The organism is Pseudoxanthomonas mexicana, assembly GCF_046736355.1.
Taxonomy (GTDB): Bacteria; Pseudomonadota; Gammaproteobacteria; order Xanthomonadales; family Xanthomonadaceae; genus Pseudoxanthomonas_A; species Pseudoxanthomonas_A mexicana_B.
Genome location: NZ_CP157201.1, coordinates 1,946,050 through 1,965,766 on the forward strand (window position 1 = coordinate 1,946,050; position 19,717 = coordinate 1,965,766).

Annotated in this window: 14 protein-coding genes; 4 read left to right on the forward strand and 10 right to left on the reverse strand. The window is 69.5% G+C overall.

Going from position 1 to position 19,717, the window contains the following annotated elements:
• The first annotated feature begins 44 nt into the window (after window positions 1-44).
• Complete coding sequence (locus AAG688_RS08935; RefSeq protein WP_411831907.1) at window positions 45-4,967, forward strand: alpha-2-macroglobulin family protein; 4,923 nt, start codon at window positions 45-47, stop codon at window positions 4,965-4,967.
• A gap of 110 nt (window positions 4,968-5,077) precedes the next feature.
• Complete coding sequence (pbpC, locus tag AAG688_RS08940; protein ID WP_411834967.1) at window positions 5,078-7,390, forward strand: penicillin-binding protein 1C; 2,313 nt, start codon at window positions 5,078-5,080, stop codon at window positions 7,388-7,390.
• Window positions 7,391-7,432: 42 nt separating this feature from the next.
• Here pbpC and AAG688_RS08945 read toward each other — a convergent pair whose 3' ends face one another.
• On the reverse strand, window positions 7,433-7,912 hold the full coding sequence (locus AAG688_RS08945) for a peroxiredoxin (RefSeq protein ID WP_411831908.1): 480 nt from the start codon (window positions 7,910-7,912) through the stop codon (window positions 7,433-7,435).
• Window positions 7,913-8,061: 149 nt separating this feature from the next.
• Between AAG688_RS08945 and AAG688_RS08950 the strand changes: the two genes are divergently transcribed.
• Both AAG688_RS08950 and AAG688_RS08955 read left to right on the forward strand, forming a co-directional pair.
• Entirely contained in the window at window positions 8,062-8,505 is a 444-nt protein-coding gene (locus AAG688_RS08950; RefSeq protein ID WP_411831909.1) for an Hsp20/alpha crystallin family protein, read from the forward strand.
• Window positions 8,506-8,688: 183 nt separating this feature from the next.
• A complete protein-coding gene (locus AAG688_RS08955) occupies window positions 8,689-9,573 on the forward strand; it encodes a DnaJ C-terminal domain-containing protein (protein WP_411831910.1) in 885 nt (294 codons plus the stop codon).
• A gap of 434 nt (window positions 9,574-10,007) precedes the next feature.
• On the opposite strand, the gene pilH is transcribed toward AAG688_RS08955, so the two are convergent.
• The 9 genes from pilH to AAG688_RS09000 form a co-directional block, all read right to left on the reverse strand.
• Window positions 10,008-10,391: a twitching motility response regulator PilH gene (gene pilH / locus AAG688_RS08960; RefSeq protein WP_411831911.1), complete on the reverse strand. Its 384-nt coding sequence runs from the start codon at window positions 10,389-10,391 to the stop codon at window positions 10,008-10,010.
• Between the two features lie 105 nt (window positions 10,392-10,496).
• Entirely contained in the window at window positions 10,497-11,492 is a 996-nt protein-coding gene (locus AAG688_RS08965; RefSeq protein ID WP_411831912.1) for a YhdH/YhfP family quinone oxidoreductase, read from the reverse strand.
• Between the two features lie 10 nt (window positions 11,493-11,502).
• Window positions 11,503-11,958 carry a hypothetical protein gene (locus AAG688_RS08970; protein WP_411831913.1) on the reverse strand — a complete coding sequence of 152 codons (456 nt, stop codon included), beginning with the start codon at window positions 11,956-11,958 and terminating at the stop codon, window positions 11,503-11,505.
• A gap of 144 nt (window positions 11,959-12,102) precedes the next feature.
• Window positions 12,103-12,804 (reverse strand): TorF family putative porin, encoded by a 702-nt coding sequence (locus tag AAG688_RS08975; protein WP_411831914.1) that lies wholly within the window; start codon window positions 12,802-12,804, stop codon window positions 12,103-12,105.
• Window positions 12,801-13,073 (reverse strand): hypothetical protein, encoded by a 273-nt coding sequence (locus AAG688_RS08980; protein ID WP_411831916.1) that lies wholly within the window; start codon window positions 13,071-13,073, stop codon window positions 12,801-12,803. Before AAG688_RS08980 ends, AAG688_RS08975 begins: the two co-directional genes overlap by 4 nt.
• A gap of 67 nt (window positions 13,074-13,140) precedes the next feature.
• A complete protein-coding gene (locus AAG688_RS08985; protein ID WP_411831917.1) occupies window positions 13,141-13,734 on the reverse strand; it encodes a TIGR00730 family Rossman fold protein in 594 nt (197 codons plus the stop codon).
• 149 nt (window positions 13,735-13,883) lie between these two features.
• Window positions 13,884-15,326: a dihydrolipoyl dehydrogenase gene (gene lpdA, locus AAG688_RS08990; RefSeq protein WP_411831919.1), complete on the reverse strand. Its 1,443-nt coding sequence runs from the start codon at window positions 15,324-15,326 to the stop codon at window positions 13,884-13,886.
• A 156-nt stretch (window positions 15,327-15,482) separates the two neighbouring features.
• On the reverse strand, window positions 15,483-16,709 hold the full coding sequence (sucB, locus tag AAG688_RS08995; RefSeq protein WP_411831920.1) for a dihydrolipoyllysine-residue succinyltransferase: 1,227 nt from the start codon (window positions 16,707-16,709) through the stop codon (window positions 15,483-15,485).
• Between the two features lie 37 nt (window positions 16,710-16,746).
• Window positions 16,747-19,575, reverse strand: coding sequence for a 2-oxoglutarate dehydrogenase E1 component (locus AAG688_RS09000; RefSeq protein ID WP_411831921.1), 2,829 nt, complete (start codon window positions 19,573-19,575; stop codon window positions 16,747-16,749).
• Window positions 19,576-19,717: the final 142 nt, after the last annotated feature.

Sequence of the window (19,717 nt, forward strand, 5' to 3'; positions counted from 1 at the left end):
ACATCACGCAGGGAAAAGCGATGGCCCCGGCACGACAGAACTCCATGCATGCGCGTTCCCTTCCGGGCCGCGCTTTTTTTGTATCCGTGCTGGTGCTGGCGGCGCTGGCGCTGCCGGCGTGCAAGCGCAACCCGGCCGGCCAGTTGCCCGAGGCCAGCGGCGAGCCGGTCGCGGCGCAGCGCGAGGCCGTCGAGGGCTTCGGCGTGGCCAGCGCATATCCGGACCAGTACCAGGGCGGGCTCGCGCTGGCGGTGGAGTTCACCCAGCCGGTGGTCGCCTCGCAGGATTTCGACGCGTTGCTGGCGGTGAGCGGCGACAAGGGCGAGGCGGTCAGCGGCAGCTGGGTGCTGGACGACAATGGCCGCATCCTGCGCTTCCCGTCGGTCGATCCGGCCCGCGACTACCAGGTGCGCATCAAGCCGGACCTGCTGGCGGCGGCCGGCGGGCGCCTTGGCAGTGAGGTCGTCGAGAAGATCCACACCGGCGAGATCGAGCCGGCGGTCGGCTTCGCCTCGCAGGGCAGCGTGCTGCCGGCGCGCGAGAGCCGCGGCCTGCCGGTGGTGTCGATCAACGTCAACGAGGTCGACGTCGAGTTCCTGCGCGTGGCCGAGAAGTCGCTGCCGCGCTTCTTCTCCGAATACCAGCGCGGCGGCCGCCGCGGCAGCTGGGACCTGGACAGCGACTACGGCGACAACACGCCGCTGGGCCAGCTGGCCGAACCGGTCTACGTCAACCGCTTCCTGCTCGGCGGCAAGCCCAACGAACGGCTGCTGACGTACCTACCGATCCAGGAGATCCGCGAGTTGCAGGAGCCGGGCCTGTACTTCGCGGTGATGAAGCGCACCGGCAGGTTCTCCGGGGAATACGAGACCGCGTTCTTCACCGTCAGCGATCTCGGCCTGCACGCGCGCGCCTACAAGGACAAGCTGTTCGTGCACACCGCCTCGCTACACGACGGCGCCGCGGTCGGCGGCGTCGAGTTGCGCGTGCTCGACGCCAAGGGCGAGACCCACCTGAGCGGCAAGACCGACGGCAACGGCAACGCGCTGCTGAACTACACGCTGGACGCCGGCCACGTGCTGGTCGCACGGCGCGGCAAGGACGTGTCGATGCTGCCGTTCAACCAGCCGGCGCTGGACCTGTCGGAGTTCGCCGTGGCCGGCCGCCAGCAGGCGTGGTTCGACGTGTTCGCGTGGTCGGGCCGCGATCTGTACCGGCCGGGCGAGACCGTGCGCATCTCCGCGCTGCTGCGCGACGCCGACGGCAAGCCGGTCAAGGGCGCCGACGGCAAGGCGCAGCCGGTGTTCCTGCGGCTGAAGCAGCCGGACGGCAAGGTGTTCCGCGAGACTCGGCTGGAGCCGGGCGAGCAGGGTTATTTCGGCTTCGAGCAGATCATCCCGGCCGAGGCGCCGACCGGGCGCTGGCAGGTCGAGTTCCGCACCGATCCGGCCAGCAGGGAAGCGGTGCAGGGCATGACCCTGCGCATCGAGGAGTTCCTGCCGGAGCGGATGAAGCTGGACCTGGACAGCGCCCAGCGCGCGCTCAAGCCGGGCCAGCCGCTGAAGCTGAAAGCGGCCGGCGCCTACCTGTACGGCGCGCCCGCCGCCGGCAATCGCTTCACCGCCAAGCTGGCGGTGATGGTGGAGCGGCATCCGGTCGAGGGCATGCCGGGCTGGTTCTTCGGCGACGCGACGCTGGATCTGCCCAAGGAGGCCAGCGACGTCATCGACGCCACGCTGGACGAGCAAGGCCGGCTGGCGCAGGACGTCGCGCTGCCGGACGAAGCCAAGCCGACCAGCCCGATCGCCGCGATCGTCTCCGGCAGCCTGTACGAGACCGGCGGCCGCACCGTCAACCGCACGCTCAAGCGCGTGCTGTGGCCGGCCGACGCGCTGGTCGGCGTGCGCCCGCTGTTCGACGACGAGGAAGGCACCGACGCCAACGCCGACGCCGGCTTCGAACTGCTGCGCGTGGACGCGCAGGGCAAGCCGCAGCCGGCCAAGGGCGTCAAGGTCACGCTGGTGCGCGAGCACCGCGACTACCACTGGAACCAGAACGGCGAGGGCGGCTGGAACTACGACTTCACCCGCCGCTACGAGAACGTCGAGACGCGCACGCTGGATCTCGGCGCCAGCGCGTCCAAGCTGCACTTCCCGGTGCAGTGGGGCGAGTACCGGCTGGACGTGTTCGACCCGTCCACCGGCCTGACCGCGCGCCACAAGTTCCACGCGGGCTGGAGCTGGAACGACGAGAACCGCGGCCTCGACGCGCGTCCGGACAAGGTCAAGCTGGCGCTGGACAAGACCGCCTACAAGGCCGGCGACACCTTGCAGGTGACGGTGACGCCGCCGCATCCGGGCAAGGGCCTGCTGATGGTCGAGAGCGATCGCATGCTCTACGTGCAGGCCATCGACGCCAAGCCGGGCGCGAAGTTCACCATCCCGGTCACCGAGGACTGGGAGCGCCACGACGTCTACGTGACCGCGCTGGTGTTCCGCGGCGGTTCGGCGCCGAGCAAGATCACCCCGGCGCGCGCGGTCGGCGTGGCGCACGTGCCGATGGATCGCAAGGCGCGCAAGGTCGCGGTCGGCCTGTCGGTGCCGGCGCAGATGCGTCCCGAGCAGGAACTGCCGGTCACCGTCAGCGTGCCGGAACTGGCCGGGCAGGTCGCGCACGTCACCGTGTCGGCGGTGGACGTGGGCATCCTCAACATCACCCGCTTCCCGGTGCCGGACGCCAACGCGCACTTCTTCGCCCAGCGCCGCTTCGGCGTGGACGCCTACGATCTGTACGGCCGGGTGATCGAGAGCTTCGAGGGCGGCAGCGCGCGCATCCGCTTCGGCGGCGACATGGCGCTGGAAGCGCTGCCGCAGGCGCGCCGGCCGACCGCGCGCGTGCAGACGGTCGACCTGTACGCCGGTCCGGTCAGGCTGGACGCCAAGGGCAACGCGCGCGTGCGGCTCAAGGTGCCGGACTTCAACGGCACGCTGCGGGTCTCGGCGCTGGTGTATTCGGACGAGCGCTACGGCAGCCGCGATCGCGAGGCGCTGGTGCGCGCGCCGGTCGTGGCCGAGGCCAGCCTGCCGCGCGTGCTGGCGCCGACCGATCGCAGCATGGTCACGCTGGACGTGCAGAACTTCACCGGCAAGCCGGCCGACTTCCGCGTGCGGGTGGAAGGCGAAGGCCCGATCTCGGTGGCCGAGGGCGCGCGCGCGATCAAGCTCGCGGCCGACGCCAAGCAGACGCTGAGCTTCCCGATCGTGGCCGGCGAGGGCCACACCACCGCGCAGGTGCGCGTGCGGGTGGACGGCGGCGGCTTCGGCGTCGATCGTCGCTACGACCTGCCGGTGCGCGCGGCCTGGCCGTCGGTGCTGCGCGCGCGCACCCAGGTGCTGGATCCGCTGGCGCCGGTGGCGCTGGACGCCGGCTTCGCCGAAGGACTGATGAGCGATTCGGTCAACGTGCGGATGACGGTCAGCGCGCTGCCGCCGATCCCGTTCGCCAGCGCGCTGCAAGGCGCGCTGGACTATCCCTACGGCTGCGCCGAGCAGACCACCAGCAAGGGCTATGCCGCGCTGATCCTGGACGAGGACACCGGGCGGATGCTCGGCGCCCGCGGCCTGGACGCGGCCAAGCGGCGCGAGCGGATGGAGGGCGCGTTCGGCCGGCTGGCGTCGATGCAGGTGGCCAACGGCCACTTCTCGATGTGGGGCGACGACAGCTACGTCAATCCGGGGCTGACGCCGTACATCGTCGAGTTCCTGCTCGACGCGCGCCAGGCCGGCTTCGCCGTGCCGGAGACGGTGCTGCAGAAGGCGCTGACCCGGCTCAGCGAGGACCTGCTGGCCGGCGGCGCGCAGTTCTACGGCTACAGCCACCGCGATCACCTGCGCCTGGCCTACCAGGCACAGGCCGGCTATGCGCTGGCGCGGGTCAACCGCGCGCCGCTGGGTACGCTGCGCGCGCTGTACGACAACGATCGCGGCAAGTCGATGACCGGCCTGCCGCTGGTGCACCTGGGCCTGGCGCTGTCGTTGCAGGGCGACAAGACTCGCGGCGAGAAGGCGATCGCCGAAGGCTTCGGCAAGAGCGGCGATCGCCCGGACTACCTCGGCGACTACGGCACGCGGCTTCGCGACGATGCGCTGATGATCGCGCTGGTGCATGCGCACAAGCTGTCCAGGCCGGAGTACGACGGGCGCGCGGTCGGGCTGGGGCGCGAGCTGGACGCGCGCCGCAACCGCGGGTGGCTGTGGCTGAGCACGCAGGAGCAGGTGGCGCTGGCGCGGCTGGGCAAGGCGCTGATGGCCGACCAGAAGAAGCTGGTGTCCGGCCAGTGGCGGGTCGGCGGCGACAGCGAGGCGATCGCGCCGACGCGGATGTTCGGCCGCACCTTCGACTACGCCACGCTGGCCCGCGGCGTGCGCTTCGTCCCCGAGGGCGAGCCGCCGATGTTCGCCAGCCTGGAGGTGGCCGGCGTGCCGCGCAGCGCGCCGGCGCCGGACGAGCGCGTCATCGGCATCGAGCGGACCTACTACACCACCGACGGCAAGCCGTGGAAGCCCGGCCCGCTGAAGGAGGGCGAGGCGCTGATCGTGCGGGTGTCGGTCAGCTCGCAGGTCGCGATGAACGATGCGCTGTTCACCGACCTGCTGCCGGCCGGGCTGGAGATCGAGAACTTCAACCTCGGCGACAGCCGGCAGTGGGCCGAGGTGGTGGTCGACGGCATCGCGGTCAGCGATCGCGGCAACGCCGCCGACGTGCAGCACGAGGAGTTCCGCGACGACCGCTACGTGGCCGCGCTCAGGCTGGGGCGCGGCGGCAGCGCCAAGCTGTTCTACCTGGTCCGCGCGGTCACCCCCGGCACCTACGCGGTGCCGCCGCCGATGGTCGAGGACATGTACCGTCCGGAGATCCGCGGCATCGGCCGCTCCACGCCGGCGGCTATTACGGTCGTTCAGCCTTGAGGCGGGGAGCGAGGAGTGAGCGGAGAGGAGTGAGGAGTGAGGTAGAGCGAAAAGCCGGGCGGGCGGGTAAATCCCGCTTTCGCTCACTCCTCACTCCTCTCCGCTCACTCCTGCTCCTCACCGCGGGACTGCTCACAAGCCTGCTCCTGCTCGACCTGGCCTTCCCGCCGCCGCTGCCGCGGGCGCGCGACACCAGCACGCTGGTGGTCGCGCGCGACGGTGCGCCGCTGCGCGCCTTCGCCGACGCCGAGGGCGTCTGGCGGCATCCGGTCGGCCTGGACGAGGTCTCGCCGCTGTACCTGCAGGCGCTGCTGAACTACGAGGACCGCTGGTTCTGGCGCCACCCCGGCATCAACCCGTGGGCGCTGCTGCGCGCGGCCGGGCAATGGGCGCGCGGCGGCCGCATCGTCTCCGGCGGCTCGACCCTGACGATGCAGGTGGCGCGGCTACTGGAGCCGCATTCGCGGACGCCGTGGGGCAAGGCCCGGCAGATGCTGCGCGCCTTGCAACTGGAGGCGCGCCTGTCCAAGCGCGAGATCCTGTCGCTGTACCTGCAACGCGCGCCGTTCGGCGGCACCATCGAGGGCGTCGAGGCGGCGAGCTGGGCCTACCTGGGCAAGCCGGCCGCGCGGTTGTCGCACGCCGAGGCCGCGCTGCTGGCGGTGCTGCCGCAAGCGCCCAGCCGGCTGCGCCCGGATCGCCATCCCGAGGCGGCGCAGGCCGCGCGCGACAAGGTGCTGGACCGCATGGCGCGCCTGCGCGTATGGACGCAGGAGCAGGTGGACGATGCACGCATCGAACCGGTGGTGGCGCGCTCGCTGCAGCCGCCGCTGAGCGCCGCGCTGCTGGCCGAGCGGCTGCGCCGCGCGCAGCCACGTCGGGATCGCATCGAATCGACCCTGGACGCCGACTTGCAGCGCACGCTGGAGGAACGGGTGGCCGCGTATTTCTCGCAGTTACCCGAGCGCACCTCGGCCGCCCTGCTGGTGGTGGACAACGCCAGCATGGAGGCGCGCGCCTACGTCGGCTCGGTGAGCTTCGGCGACAAGGCGCGGCTGGGCCACGTGGACATGGTGCAGGCCTGGCGCTCGCCCGGTTCGACGCTCAAGCCGTTCCTGTACGCGCTGGCGCTGGACGACGGGCTGATCCATTCGGAGAGCCTGTTCATCGATGCGCCGCAATCGTTCGGCGGCTACCGGCCGGGCAATTTCGATACCGCCTTCAATGGCCCGATCGGCGCGGCGCAGGCGCTGCGGCTGTCGCTGAACGTGCCGGCGGTGGATCTGCTGGACCGGGTCGGGCCGGCGCGTTTTTCCGCACGGCTGGCCAACAGCGGGGTGAACCTGCGCTACCCGCGCGGCGCGCAGCCCAACCTGTCGCTGATCCTCGGCGGCACCGGCGCGCGACTGGAGGATCTGGTCGGCGCGTTCGCTGCGTTCAACCGCCAGGGATTGTCGGCGCGCGTGCGCTACACGCCGGACGATGCGCTGGACGAGCGCCGGCTGATGTCGCCGGGCGCGGCGTGGATCGTGCGCGAGATCCTGCAATCGCACCCTCGGCCGGGCTACGGCAGCGGCGCCTTCGACACCGCCGCGCGGCCGCCGGTGGCGTGGAAGACCGGCACCAGCTACGGCTTCCGCGATGCCTGGGCGCTGGGCGGCACGAGCCGCCATACGGTCGGGGTGTGGGTGGGGCGGCCGGACGGCACGCCGCTGCCCGGCCAGTACGGCGCGATCACGGCGCTGCCGCTGATGTTCGAGGTCATCGACAGCCTGCCGCGCGGCAGCACCGACGCGGCCGCGGTGCCGCCGCCCCCGGGCGTGGCCGAGGCCGAGATCTGCTGGCCGCTGGGCCTGCCGCCGGAGCCGCAGGCGCCGCAGCTGTGCCAGCGCAGGATGAAGGCGTGGACGCTGGACGGCGCGGTGCCGCCGACCTTCGCCGAGCGCGACGCGCGCCTGTGGCACGCCGGCCGCGAGCGTCTGCGCGTGGATGCGCGCAGCGGCCTGCGGCTGTCGGCCGAGTGCGCGCTGCCGCACGAGGCGCGCGAGGTCGAGATCGCCCGCTGGCCGGCGCTGGCCTCGCCCTGGCTGCCGGCGGCGGCGCGGCGCGCCTCGCGATTGCCGCCGCTGTCGCCGGACTGCGCGCCCGACGGCCGCGACGCGGTCGAGGAACTGCGCATCGACGGCCTCGACGACGGCGCCATGCTGGCGCGCGCGCCGGGCGGCGACAAGGGCATCCGCCTGCAACTGCGCGCGCTGGGCAGCGAGGCGCGCGTGCAATGGCTGCTGGATGGTCGCTGGCTGGCGCAGACGCAAGGGGCGCAGGTGCTGTCGCACGAGTTCCGCGAGCCAGGTATCCACCAGCTCACCGCGCTGGCCGACAGCGGTGCGTGGACGCGGGTGCGCTTCACCGTGGTGGAGTAGCGCGCGCTGGCGGCGGCGCAGACCGCGCCGCCGCCAGCGGTTTCAGCCGATGTTGGCCAGCACGTGCTCGGCCGAGGACACCTTGTACTCGCCCGGCGCTTCCAGGAACACGTTGCGGACCACGCCGTCCTCGACGTATAGGGCGAAGCGGCGCGCGCGCATGCCCATGCCGTAGCCGCTGGCGTCCATCTCCAGGCCCAGCGCCCGGACCAGGTCGCCGTTGCCGTCGGCGAGCATCTGCAGGCCGTCGGGCACGTCCTGGGTCCTGCCCCAGGCCTGCATCACGAACGGGTCGTTGACCGACACGCAGAACACCTCGATGCCGCGGTTGCGGAACTGTTCGAAGTGCTGCACGTAGCTGGGCAGGTGCTTCTCCGAACAGGTCGGGGTGAACGCGCCCGGCACGGCGAACAGCACCACCTTGCGGCCCTTGAACAGGGTGGTGGTGTCGAGGGTCTCGACGCCTTCGCGGATGCGCTTGAGGATGACTTCGGGGATGCGCTGGCCGACTTCGATGGTCATGGGGGAGCCTCGGATGGGGGTGACTGAACGGAGTTTACCGGCGGTATTCGCCCGGGGGGTGACGGCCTTGAAATATCCGCATCCCGACCTACCTGATCGGCATCGGCGCCGCTGTGGCAGGGCGCCCGTTCGCAGACAGGAGACAAGCCATGAACATCGCGCAATACAACCCGTGGACCCATACGCGTGGCCTGCAGGACGAGATCCGCCAGGTCTTCGACCGCTTCCTCGGCGAGGCCGAGGGCGACCAGTCCAACGTCGTGACCAGCCAGTGGGTGCCACGCGTGGACATCCGCGAGGACGCCAGCGCCTTCGTGATCCTGGCCGACATCCCCGGCGTGGACCCCAAGGACATCGAGATCCACATGGACAAGGGCATCCTCACCCTGCGCGGCGAGCGCCATGCGGAGAAGACCGAGCAGCAGGGCCGCTACTCGCGCGTCGAGCGCGCCCACGGCGTGTTCTACCGCCGCTTCGCGCTGCCTGACAGCGCCAACCCGGAAGGCATCACCGCCACCGGCGGCCACGGCGTGCTGCGCATCGACATCCCGAAGAAGCCGGAAACCACGCCGCGCCGCATCCAGGTGCAGTAACCGGCTTTCCGGCAACGGCGGACACGGGTGGCGGCGATTGCCGCCGCCCGTCCAGCGGCCCGGCGCGTGGGAAAGTGCTTCGGTGCATGACACGCTCTAGAATCGGCCCGTGGCGTCCGCGTCGCGGGCCTTTCCTTTTCCGGCGCATGCACGGCGTGCGCCTTGTGCAACAGCGGAGTTCCGATGCAGTTCAAGGACTACTACGCGGTGCTGGGCGTGGAGCCCGGCGCGGGCGATGCGGAAATCAAGACCGCCTACCGCCGCCTGGCCCGCAAGTACCATCCCGACGTCAGCAAGGAGGCCGGCGCCGAGGACCAGTTCAAGGCCGTCAACGAGGCTTACGAGGCGCTGCGCGATCCGGCCAAGCGCGCCGCCTACGACCAGTTGCGCGCGCGCGGCTACCGGCCGGGCGAGGAGTTCCGCCCGCCGCCCGACTTCGGCCGCGGCGGCTACGGCGGGCAGGATTTCGATTTCGAGGAAGTGTTCGGCGGGGCCGGCGGCAACGGCGGCTTCAGCGATTTCTTCGAGGGCCTGTTCGGCCGCCGCGCCCGCGAGGGCGCGCAGCCGCGCGGCCCGCAGGCCCCGCGCGACACCCGCGCCAGGCTGGCGGTGCCGCTGCAGGTCGTCCACGACGGCGGCAGCGTGCGGGTCAACGTCAACGGCAAGCAGCTGGACGTCAAGGTGCCGACCGGCATCCGCCCAGGCCAGACCATCCGCCTGGCCGGGCAGGGCGCCGGCGGCGGCAACCTGCTGCTGGAGATCGAATACGCCGCGCATCCGCAATTCGAGGTCGATGGCCGCAACATCATCTGCGTGCTGCCGGTGACGCCGTGGCAGGCGGCGCTGGGCGCGACGCTGAGCGTGCCGACCCTGGGCGGATCGGTCGATCTGAAGATCCCGCCCGATTCCGACGCCGGCCGCAAGCTGCGCCTGCGCGGACGCGGCCTGCCGGGCACGCCGCCGGGCGATCAGATCGTGGAACTGGAAATCACCGCGCCGCGCGCGGCCAGCGAGAAGCAGCGCAAGGCCTACCAGGCGCTGGCCAAGGCGTTCGACGAGAAGGACTGACGGACCGCGAGTGTAAAGCGGAGCTTGCTCCCGCTATTCCGGCGAGCATTCGCCGAGCAAGCTCGGTGCTACACGCGATCCCTCGTAGAGCGGAGCTTGCTCCGCTGCCCCGGCGAGCATCCGCCGGGCTAGCCCCGGCGCTACACGTGCTCCCTTGTAGAGCGGAGCTTGCTCCGCTGCTCCGGCGAGCATCCGCCGAGCAAGCTCGGCGCTACACGCGATCCCTTGTAGAGCGGAGCTTGCTCCCGCTATTCCGGCGAGCATTCGCCGAGCAAGCCCGGCGCTATACGTGCTCCCTTGTAGAGCGGAGCTTGCTCCGCTGCCCCGGCGAGCATCCGTTGAGCCAGAGCATCCGCCGAGCAAGCTCGGCGCTACAGATTCAAAAAAAGAGCAGGCTTCGCGCCTGCTCTTTTCTCATCGCCGCCGCCGTGCGCTCAGGCCGCCGGTGGCTGCGTGCTGGCGAAGATGCGTTCGATCACCTCAGCCAGCTCGTCCTCGGAGAACGGCTTGGTCAGGTAGGCCTTGGCGCCCTGGCGCAGGCCCCACATGCGGTCGGTGTCCTGGTCCTTGGTGGTGACCAGGATGACCGGGATGTGCTTGGTGGTGGCTTCGCGGCTGAGCGTGCGCGTGGCCTGGAAGCCGTTGAGGTTGGGCATCACGACGTCCATCAGCACCATGTCCGGCAGTTCGCGCTTGGCGACCTCGACGCCGGCGGCGCCGTCCTCGGCGGTGATCGATTCGTGCCCCAGTTTCTCGACGATGCGCTGGATGCCCAGCAACTGCGAAGGCGAATCGTCGACGATGAGAATGCGTGCCATGTGGTTCCCCGGATTTTCCCCGCGTCGATTGTAGAGCCAGATCCGGAGAACAAGAAACCGGGGCCGTGCCGGCCCGCGCGGCGGCGCCTGTGACGGCGTTCGCGTTTACCCGACGCGCACCAGCGTCCGGCCCAGCGAACCGCCCGCGAGCATCTGTCCGAACACCGCGGGAAGCCCGTCCAGCGTGGTTTCCCGCGTGCAGATCGCATCCAGATGGGCCGGTTTCCAGTCGTCGGCCAAATGCCGCCAGATATCGTCGCGGATGTCGCGCGCGGTTCCGGCCGAGGCGACGCCGACGAGCGAGACGCCACGGATGATGAACGGCATGACCGTGGTGCCGAGATCGGCGGTGGCCGCCAGCCCGGCGCTGGCGACGTTGCCGTAGGGCGTGGTCTGCGCCAGCAGGCTGGCCAGCATCGGCCCGCCTACGTTGTCCAGGCCGCCGCCGAAGCGCGCGGTCTCCATCGGCCGCGTGGTCGCCAGCGCCTCGCGCGGCAGCACCCGGGCCGCGCCGATGGATTGCAGGTAGCCGGCCTGTTCCGGCTTGCCGCTGATGGCGTGCACCTCGAAGCCGGCCCTGCTGAAGATGTCCACCGCCAGCGAACCGACGCCGCCGCTCGCGCCGGTCACCGCCAGCGGCCCCAGATCCGGCGTCTGCCGGTTGTCGAGCATGCGGTACAGCGCCAGCGCGGCGGTGAAGCCGGCGGTGCCGAGGATCATCGACTCGCGCAGGCTCAGCCCGGCCGGCAGCGGGATCACCCAGCGCGATTGCAGCCGCGCGTAGTGCGCGTAGCCGCCGTCGCGCGTCTCGCTCAGGCCGCTGCCGGTGACCAGCACCGCGTCGCCCTCCCGGAACGCCGGATCGGTGGAGGCGACCACGTGCCCGGCCACGTCGATGCCGCCGACCAGCGGGAAGCGCCGCAGGATCTTGCCCTGGCCGGTGCCGGCCAGCGCGTCCTTGTAGTTGACCGAGGAGTAGGCGACCCGGATGACGACCTCGCCCGGGTTCAGGTCGTCGAGCGCGATGTCCTCGATGCCGCTGCGGTAGCCGGCGGCGTCGTTGTGGATGCGGAAGGCGGGGAAGCTGGCGGGCAGGGTCATGGCATGGGAATCAATGTGCATCGCTCCGGCACGAGCCGAAGCGGGGAATGGGGACGACGCGCGCGACGATTTCGAAGCCGTCGATGGCGCGGGTTTCCTCGACGCAGTGGTACAGGTCCATCGTGACGATCCGCTGCGGCGCGCCTTCGCACTGGACGCGGTAGTCGTCGAGCATCTTGCCGTAGGGGCCGATGCCGATGGAACCGATGCGATCGAATCGCGGCGCGCGTCCGTCGCCGCAGCGCAGCCGCGCCAGATAGTCGCGCTGGCCGTGGGCGCCATTGGCGCGGATGGGGTTGCCGCGGCTTCCCAGCGGCCCTTCCAGGGCGACATCGGGGATGTCCTGGTGCAGCGCCATCATGCGCGCCAGATCGACCCGGCCACTGGAAGGCGCCGGGCCGCTGGCGCAGCCGGCGGCCAGCGGAATCAGCAGGGCCAGCGCGCAGGCGGCCGGATTCGGTTTCATGTCGTGGTGCAGTCACGCGTGGATTGCCGCGACTATACCGTGCGGAAGAAGGGCATGGCCCCACGAGAGCACCGTGGCCTTGGCTCCGCAGCCGGGTTTTCCGTGCGGGGGCGCGCCATGCACGCCACCCGCGCGGACGGGACTTCAGTTGCCGACGCCGACTGTCAGCACCAGGCGGTTGTCGGCCAGCCTGCCGGCGTTGTCGCGGCCGTTGCCGTCGGTGCCGTAGAAGTCGAGCGAAGCCTTGACCATGCCCCAGCGCTTGCTGACGCCGACGCCCCAGTCGGTGTAGTCCCTGGCGCCGATCACCGCGTTCTCGCGGAAGTCGGTGCGGCCGACCAGCGCGTTGAGGCTGTAATCGTTCGACAACGGCCAGCTGGCGCTGCCGCGGTAGTACCACACGTCGGTGTCGCTGCCGCCGCCGTCGTTGGTGTAGGCCACGGTCAGGCTGTATTGCTTGAGGAAGGTGGTGGTGGTGACCAGCTCGTTGAAGTTGCGCGCGCCGGCGTCGGGATAGTGGTAGCGCTTCAGGCGTGCGTCGAAGCCGACCGCGTCGCTGAAGTCGAGCTTGTAGCCGACGAAGGCATCGACCTGGAAGTCGGGCTTGTTGCTGCCGAAGTCCACGCCCGAAGCCCACGCGCCCGCGTACAGGCCGTTCTGCGCGGTGTAGGTGAGGCCGGCCTGCGCGGTCGGGTTCTCGTCGCTTTGCGACACGCCGTGGAAGACGTAGTCGGAAACCGCGGTGATTTCCCAGGTCAGCGGAGACCTGGATTCCTGCGCATGCGCGGCCAGCGGCGCGGCCGCCAGCAGGGCGGCCAATGCGATGCTGAGTTCGATGGTTTTCATCTGGACTTCCTCGGTTGGGTGCTGCGGTTGCCGGCGCGCGTCGATCGCGCTTCCGGTTGCGTATCCCGCCGGTGCAGCCATGCCGGATGCCTTCGCCGCGATCCGTGCATGGTCTGTCGCTTGGCGGCAAGTCCAATGTAGGCATCGCAATGCAGTGCGACATTGATTGAAATCAGTTGCGCACGCCGATGAAGCACGCGCATCGTCCGCAGCGTGGCGATCCATGTTGTGGAGATCCGCGCGATCGCCGCATGCGCGTGGACATGCATGGACGCGATCCGGTTGCGGATATGCGGAACCTATGGAAACGGCGGTGATCCGCCGCGATTTTCGATGCTAGCGAAGCGTGGCCCGGCGCTTGTCGTCCAGCCACTTGGAAGCCTGCGCCGGCGCGTAGTCGCGCATCCACTGCAGCATCGCGTCGATGTCCTCGCCGTGCCACAGATCGTCGCGCTGGTCCGGGTGCAGGAAGCGCTCGGCGACCATGCGATCGATCATGCCCAGCAACGGCGCGTAGAAATCCTCCACGTCGAGGAACGCGCACGGCTTGTCGCCGATGCCGAGCTGGCGCCAGGTCAGCATCTCGAACATCTCGTCCAGCGTGCCGAAGCCGCCGGGCAGGGCGACGAAGCCGTCGGACAGGTCGAACATGCGCTTCTTGCGCTCGTGCATGTTGGCGACCACTTCCAGCCGGGTGACGCCCCTGTGCGCGACTTCCAGGTTGAGCAACTGCTCGGGAATCACGCCGACCACCTGGCCGCCACCGGCCAGCACCGCGTCGGCGACGACGCCCATCAGGCCCACGTTGCCGCCGCCGTATACCAGCGTCATTCCTTCCCGGGCGATGCGCTCGCCCAGCGCGGCGGCGCGCTCGGCGTAGACGGGCTTGCTGCCGGCGTTGGAGCCGCAATAGACGCAGATGGTTTTCATGAGGCGGGAGTGGGGAATGGAGAATAGGGAATGGTAGAAGAGCAATAGCGGAAAAGCGAAAACGCCGGCATCGCTGCCGGCGTCCCGTACGGGGCGGTGAATAGGAAACCGTTTTACGATTCCCTATTCTCCATTCCCGATTCCCCGCTTCAATTCGCCTTGTGTATCGCCCGCTTGTCCACCGCCATCGCGGCGTCGTGGATGGCTTCGGACAGCGAGGGGTGGGCGTGGCAGATGCGGGCCAGGTCGTCGGCGCTGCCGTTGAATTCCATCGTCAGCACGCCTTCGTGGACCAGTTCGCTCACGTTCGGGCCAATCAGGTGCAGGCCCAGCACGCGGTCGGTTTCGGCATGCGCAATCACCTTGGCGAAGCCGGTCGGCTCGGCCATCGCCACCGCGCGTCCAACCGCGGCGAACGGGAAGCTGCCGGTCTTGTACGGCACGCCCTCGGCCTTGAGCTGCTGCTCGGTCTTGCCGACCCAGGCGATTTCCGGCGCGGTGTAGATGACGTAGGGAATGGTGTCGAAATTGACGTGGCCCGGCAGGCCGGCGATCAGCTCGGCTACCGCGATGCCTTCCTCGAAACCCTTGTGCGCCAGCATCGGGCCGCGCACGCAGTCGCCGATGGCCCACACGCCGTCGACGCCGGTGTGGCAATGGTCGTCGACCACGATCTGGCCGCGCTCGTTGAGCTGCACGCCGGTGCCCTCGGCCAGCAGGCCCTTGGACGCGGCGCGGCGGCCCACGGCCACCAGCAGCTTGTCCACGGTCAGGGTCTTTTCGCCGTGCTTGTCCGAATAGCTGATGACCACTTCCTGCTTCTTGCCCTTGCCGCTGACTTCGGTCTTGCCGACCTTGGCGCCGAGCAGGATATTCAGGCCTTCCTTCTTGAACTCGCGCGCGGCCAGCTTGCCCACTTCCGCGTCGGCGGCGGGCAGGAAGTCGGGCAGGGCTTCGAGGATGGTGACCTCGGCGCCTAGGCGCTTCCACACGCTGCCCAGTTCCAGGCCGATCACGCCGGCGCCGATCACGGCCAGGCGCTTGGGCACCTCGGTGAAGTCCAGCGCGCCGACGTTGTCGACGATGTTCTCGCCGTCGAACCTGGCGAACGGCAGCTCGATCGAATCCGAACCGGCGGCGATGATGACGTTGGCGCCTTTCAGCTCGACTTCGCTGCCGTCGTGCTGCTTCACCTTGATCACGTTGCCCGGCTGCAGCTGGCCGAAGCCGTAGTACGGCGTGACCTTGTTGGCCTTGAACAGCATCGCGATGCCGCCGGTGAACTGCTTCACGATGGCGTCCTTGCGCGCGACCATCTTGGCCACGTCCATCTTCGCGTCCTTGACGCTGATGCCGTGCTGCTCGAACGAGTGGGTGAGGTTGTGGTACTGGTGCGAGGAATCCAGCAGCGCCTTGGACGGGATGCAGCCCACGCGCAGGCAGGTGCCGCCGAGCGCCGGCTTGCCGTCCTTGCCCAGCGCCGCGTCGATGCAGGCGACCTTCATGCCCAGCTGCGCGGCGCGGATGGCGGCGTGATAGCCGGCGGGACCGGCTCCGATGACGACGACGTCGTATTGTTGTTGTTCGCTCATGCTTTGCTCACACGGGAATGGGGAATAGGGAATGGGGAATCGTGAAAGCGCCGGCGTCGGCTCGATTTCTCCATCCGGCTGGATTCAGGCGGGAATGGAGGGCGGGAGGGAGAGATGCTTTCCCATTCCCGATTCTCCATTCCCGATTCCCGGCTCTCAGAGATCGAACAACATCCTGTTCGGATTCTCCAGCTGGTTCTTGATGTCGACCAGGAACAGCACCGCGTCCTTGCCATCGATGATGCGGTGGTCGTAGGACAGGGCGATGTACATCATCGGCGCGATCACGACCTGGCCGTTCTCGGCGATCGGGCGCTCCTTGATGGCGTGCATGCCCAGGATGGCGCTCTGCGGCGGGTTGACGATCGGGGTGGAGAACAGCGAGCCGAAGGTGCCGCCGTTGGTGATGGTGAAGGTGCCGCCCTGGAGGTCCTCCAGCGCGAGCTTGCCGTCGCGGGCCTTGGCGGCGTATTCGCCGATGCCCTTCTCGATGTCGGCGAAGGACATCCGCTCGACGTTGCGCAGCACCGGCGTGACCAGGCCCTTGTCGGTGGACACGGCGATCGAGATGTCGGCGTAGCCGTGGTAGATGATGTCGTCGCCGTCGACCGAGGCGTTGATGATCGGGAAGCGTTGCAGCGCGTTGGCGGCGGCCTTGGCGAAGAAGCTCATGAAGCCGAGCTTGACGCCGTGGGCCTTCTGGAAGTCCTCGCCGATCTGCTTGCGCGCGGCGGCGACCTTGGCCAGGTTGACCTCGTTGAACGAGGTCAGCATGGCGATGGATTCCTTCGAGTGCATCAGCCGCTCGGCGATGCGCTTGCGGATGCGGGTCATCGGCACGCGCTCTTCCGGACGCGCGCCGCCGGCGGTGCCGGCGCCGCCGGCCCTGGCGTAGTTGACCAGGTCTTCCTTGGTCACCGCGCCGCGGCGGCCGGTGCCGGCGACCTGCGCCGGGTCGATGCCCTGGCTGACGGCGGTGAAGCGCGCGCCCGGCGGCAGGCCGTCGGTCGAGGCGGCGGGGGCAGGCTTGGTGCTGGCCGGGGCCTTGGCCTCGGCCTGGGCGGCGGCGGCCTTGGGCTGCACTTCCTCGGCGCCGGCGGCGGGCTTGTCGTCCTTCTTCGCCTCGGCCGGCGCGGCGGCGACCGCGCCTTCCTCGATGATCGCCAGCAGCTGCGAGCTGGTCACCGTGTCGCCTTCCTTGAACTTGATTTCCTTCAGCACGCCGTCGACCGGCGAGGGCACTTCCAGCACGACCTTGTCGGTCTCCAGATCCACCAGGTTCTCGTCGCGCTTGACCGCGTCGCCGGCCTTCTTGTGCCAGCTGGCGATGGTGGCGTCGGAAACGGATTCGGGGAGTACCGGAACTTTGACTTCGGTGGCCATTGGGGCGTCCTGGATGGTTCGTGTAAGGGGATGCGGGTTATTCGGCGACGTTCTTGTCGCCGAGCTTGTCGACCAGCGCTTCGGCGATCAGCTTGAGCTGCTCTTCGACGTGCTCGGCGAAGTGGCCGGCGGCCGGCGACGGCGAGCGCGAGCGGCCGGCGTAGTACAGCGACTGGCCCGGCTGCAGGCAGAATTGCAGGTGGTGCTTGATCTGGTACCACGCGCCCTGGTTCTGCGGCTCTTCCTGGCACCAGACCACGTCGGCGGCCTTGCCGTAGCGCTTGAGCTCGGCGGCCAGCGCCTCGCGCGGGAACGGGTAGAGCTGCTCCACGCGGACCAGCGCCACGTCGTCCTGGCCGCGCTTGGTCGCGTCCTCGAGCAGGTCGTAGTAGACCTTGCCCGAGCACAGCACCACGCGCCTGACCTTCTTCGGATCGGCCGAGGCGTCGGGGATCAGGTGCTGGAACTCGCCGTCGGCCAGTTCGTCCAGGCTGGACACGGCCAGCTTGTGGCGCAGCAGCGACTTGGGCGTCATCACCACCAGCGGCTTGCGGGTGGTCATGCGCATCTGCCGGCGCAGCATGTGGAAGCATTGCGCGGGCGTGGTCGGCACGCAGACCAGCATGTTCTCCAGCGCGCACAGCTGCAGGAAGCGCTCCAGGCGCGCCGAACTGTGCTCCGGGCCCTGGCCCTCGTAGCCGTGCGGCAGCAGCAGGGTCAGGCCGGAAATGCGGCCCCACTTGGCCTCGCCGGCGGCGATGAACTGGTCGATCACCACCTGCGCGCCGTTGGCGAAGTCGCCGAACTGCGCTTCCCAGATGCACAGGGTGTTGGGATCGGTGGTGGAGAAGCCGTACTCGAACGCCATCACCGCCTCCTCGCTGAGCAGCGAGTCGATGATGGTGGCCTGCTCGGGCGACTCGACCAGCTGGCGCAGCGGCAGGTAGTAGCTGTCGGTCTTCTGGTCGTGGAGGATGCCGTGGCGGTGGAAGAAGGTGCCTCGGCCGGCGTCCTGGCCGACCAGGCGCAGGCCGTGGCCCTCGGCCAGCAGGGTGGCGTAGGCCAGGTTCTCGGCGAAGCCCCAGTCGGCGGCCTGCTCGCCGGCGGCCATCTTCAGCCGGTCCTCGTAGATCTTGGCCACGCGCGGGTGCAGGGTCACCCCGGCCGGGATGGTGTTGATGATCTGCGCCAGCGAGTCCAGCGCCTTGCGCTTGACCTTGGTATCGACCGGATCGCTGAGCTTGCCTGCCACGTACTTCGACCAGTCGATGGCCAGCTCGTCGGACTTGGTCTTGGCCAGCTCGGTGGTGACCTCGCCGGAATCCAGCTTGGCGCGGTACTCGTCCACCAGCGCCTTGCCGGCGTCGGCTGGCAGCACGCCGGCCTTCTCCAGCCGGGCGGCGTACAGCTCGCGGGTGGTCGGGTGCTTGCGGATGGTCTGGTACATCAACGGCTGGGTCGCCGCCGGCTCGTCGGCCTCGTTGTGGCCGTGGCGGCGGTAGCAGATCAGGTCGATGACCACGTCCTTCTTGAACTGCTGGCGGAAGTCGAACGCCAGGTTGGCGCAGAACACCACCGCCTCCGGGTCGTCGGCGTTCACGTGCAGCACCGGCGCGCCGACCATCTTGGCCACGTCGGTGCAGTACAGGGTCGAGCGCGCGTCTTCCTTGTTGCTGGTGGTGAAGCCGACCTGGTTGTTGATGACCACGTGCACGGTGCCGCCGACGGCGAAGCCGCGCGCCTGCGACATCTGGAACAGCTCCATCACCACGCCTTGGCCGGCGAAGGCGGCGTCGCCGTGCATGATGACCGGCATCACCGCGCTGCGCTGGCTGTCGCCGCGGCGCTCCTGGCGCGAGCGCACGCTGCCGGCCACCACCGGGTCGACGATCTCCAGGTGCGAGGGGTTGAACGCCAGCGCCAGGTGGACCGCGCCGCCCGGGGTGGCGATGTCGGCCGAGAAGCCCATGTGGTACTTGACGTCGCCGGCGTGGGCCAGCGGGTTGTCGTGCTCGAACTTGCCCTCGAACTCGTCGAACAGCTTGCGCGGGTTCTTGCCCAGGGTGTTGACCAGCACGTTGAGGCGGCCGCGGTGGGCCATGCCGATGACGATGTCCTTGACCTGGCCCTCGCCGGCGCGGCGGATCAGCACGTCCATCAGCGGGATCAGCGAGTCGCCGCCTTCCAGCGAGAAGCGCTTCTGGCCGACGTACTTGGTGTGCAGGTAGCGCTCCAGCCCCTCGGCGGCGGTCAGCCGCTCCAGGGTGCGGCGCTGCTGGTCGGCGGACAGACCGTACCGGCCGCCGGCCGCTTCCAGCCGCTGGTACAGCCACTGGCGCTGCCCGGCCTCGGAGATGTGCATGAATTCGGCGCCGATGGCGCCGCTGTAGGTGGCCTTGAGGCGCGCCAGCAGGTCGCGCAGCTTCATCCGCGCATGGCCGCCGACGTTGCCGGTGCTGAACTCGCTGTCCAGGTCGCGCTCGGACAGGTTGTGGAAGGCCAGGTCCAGGTCCGGCGGGTTGATCGGCGGGGTCAGGCCCAGCGGATCCAGCTGCGCGCCGAGGTGGCCGCGCGAGCGGTAGGCGGTGATCAGGCGGCCGACGTTGCGTTCGCGCTCGTCGCCGGCAGCGGGGGCGAGCGGGCCGGCGTTGGCGGCCTGGCGGGCGGCGCCGGCGATCTGCTCGATGACCACCGAATGCGGGACATCGCCGGCCTCGCGGCCCTTGAAGCCGTCGAAGAACGATTTCCACTGCGGACCGACACTCTCCGGGGCGACCAGGTACTGCTCGTACAGGTCTTCGACGTAGGAGGCGTTGCCTCCGTTGAGCTGCGAGGATTGCGCAAACTGCTTGAGGAGATTGTCCACGATGGCGTAGGCGATGGGGTACGGAAAAGGTGGGAAAGGATGATTTGCGATGCCGCTGGCGCAGCGGGGCGAAATTATACCCGCAAGCCTGTTCAGGGGCGCATGCGTATTGGACTAAAAGGCTACTTTCATCCTGATTTCG

Excerpts from the sequence above, each read along its gene's own strand:
- AAG688_RS08935 (WP_411831907.1), top strand. The coding sequence starts at position 45 with ATGCATGCGCGTTCCCTTCCGGGCCGCGCTTTTTTTGTATCCGTGCTG.
- lpdA (WP_411831919.1), bottom strand. The coding sequence starts at position 15,326 with ATGAGCGAACAACAACAATACGACGTCGTCGTCATCGGAGCCGGTCCC.
- sucB (WP_411831920.1), bottom strand. The coding sequence starts at position 16,709 with ATGGCCACCGAAGTCAAAGTTCCGGTACTCCCCGAATCCGTTTCCGAC.
- AAG688_RS08955 (WP_411831910.1), top strand. The coding sequence starts at position 8,689 with ATGCAGTTCAAGGACTACTACGCGGTGCTGGGCGTGGAGCCCGGCGCG.
- AAG688_RS08970 (WP_411831913.1), bottom strand. The coding sequence starts at position 11,958 with ATGAAACCGAATCCGGCCGCCTGCGCGCTGGCCCTGCTGATTCCGCTG.
- AAG688_RS08965 (WP_411831912.1), bottom strand. The coding sequence starts at position 11,492 with ATGACCCTGCCCGCCAGCTTCCCCGCCTTCCGCATCCACAACGACGCC.
- AAG688_RS08985 (WP_411831917.1), bottom strand. The coding sequence starts at position 13,734 with ATGAAAACCATCTGCGTCTATTGCGGCTCCAACGCCGGCAGCAAGCCC.
- AAG688_RS08950 (WP_411831909.1), top strand. The coding sequence starts at position 8,062 with ATGAACATCGCGCAATACAACCCGTGGACCCATACGCGTGGCCTGCAG.
- pilH (WP_411831911.1), bottom strand. The coding sequence starts at position 10,391 with ATGGCACGCATTCTCATCGTCGACGATTCGCCTTCGCAGTTGCTGGGC.
- AAG688_RS08975 (WP_411831914.1), bottom strand. The coding sequence starts at position 12,804 with ATGAAAACCATCGAACTCAGCATCGCATTGGCCGCCCTGCTGGCGGCC.
- AAG688_RS08980 (WP_411831916.1), bottom strand. The coding sequence starts at position 13,073 with ATGCATGTCCACGCGCATGCGGCGATCGCGCGGATCTCCACAACATGG.
- AAG688_RS08945 (WP_411831908.1), bottom strand. The coding sequence starts at position 7,912 with ATGACCATCGAAGTCGGCCAGCGCATCCCCGAAGTCATCCTCAAGCGC.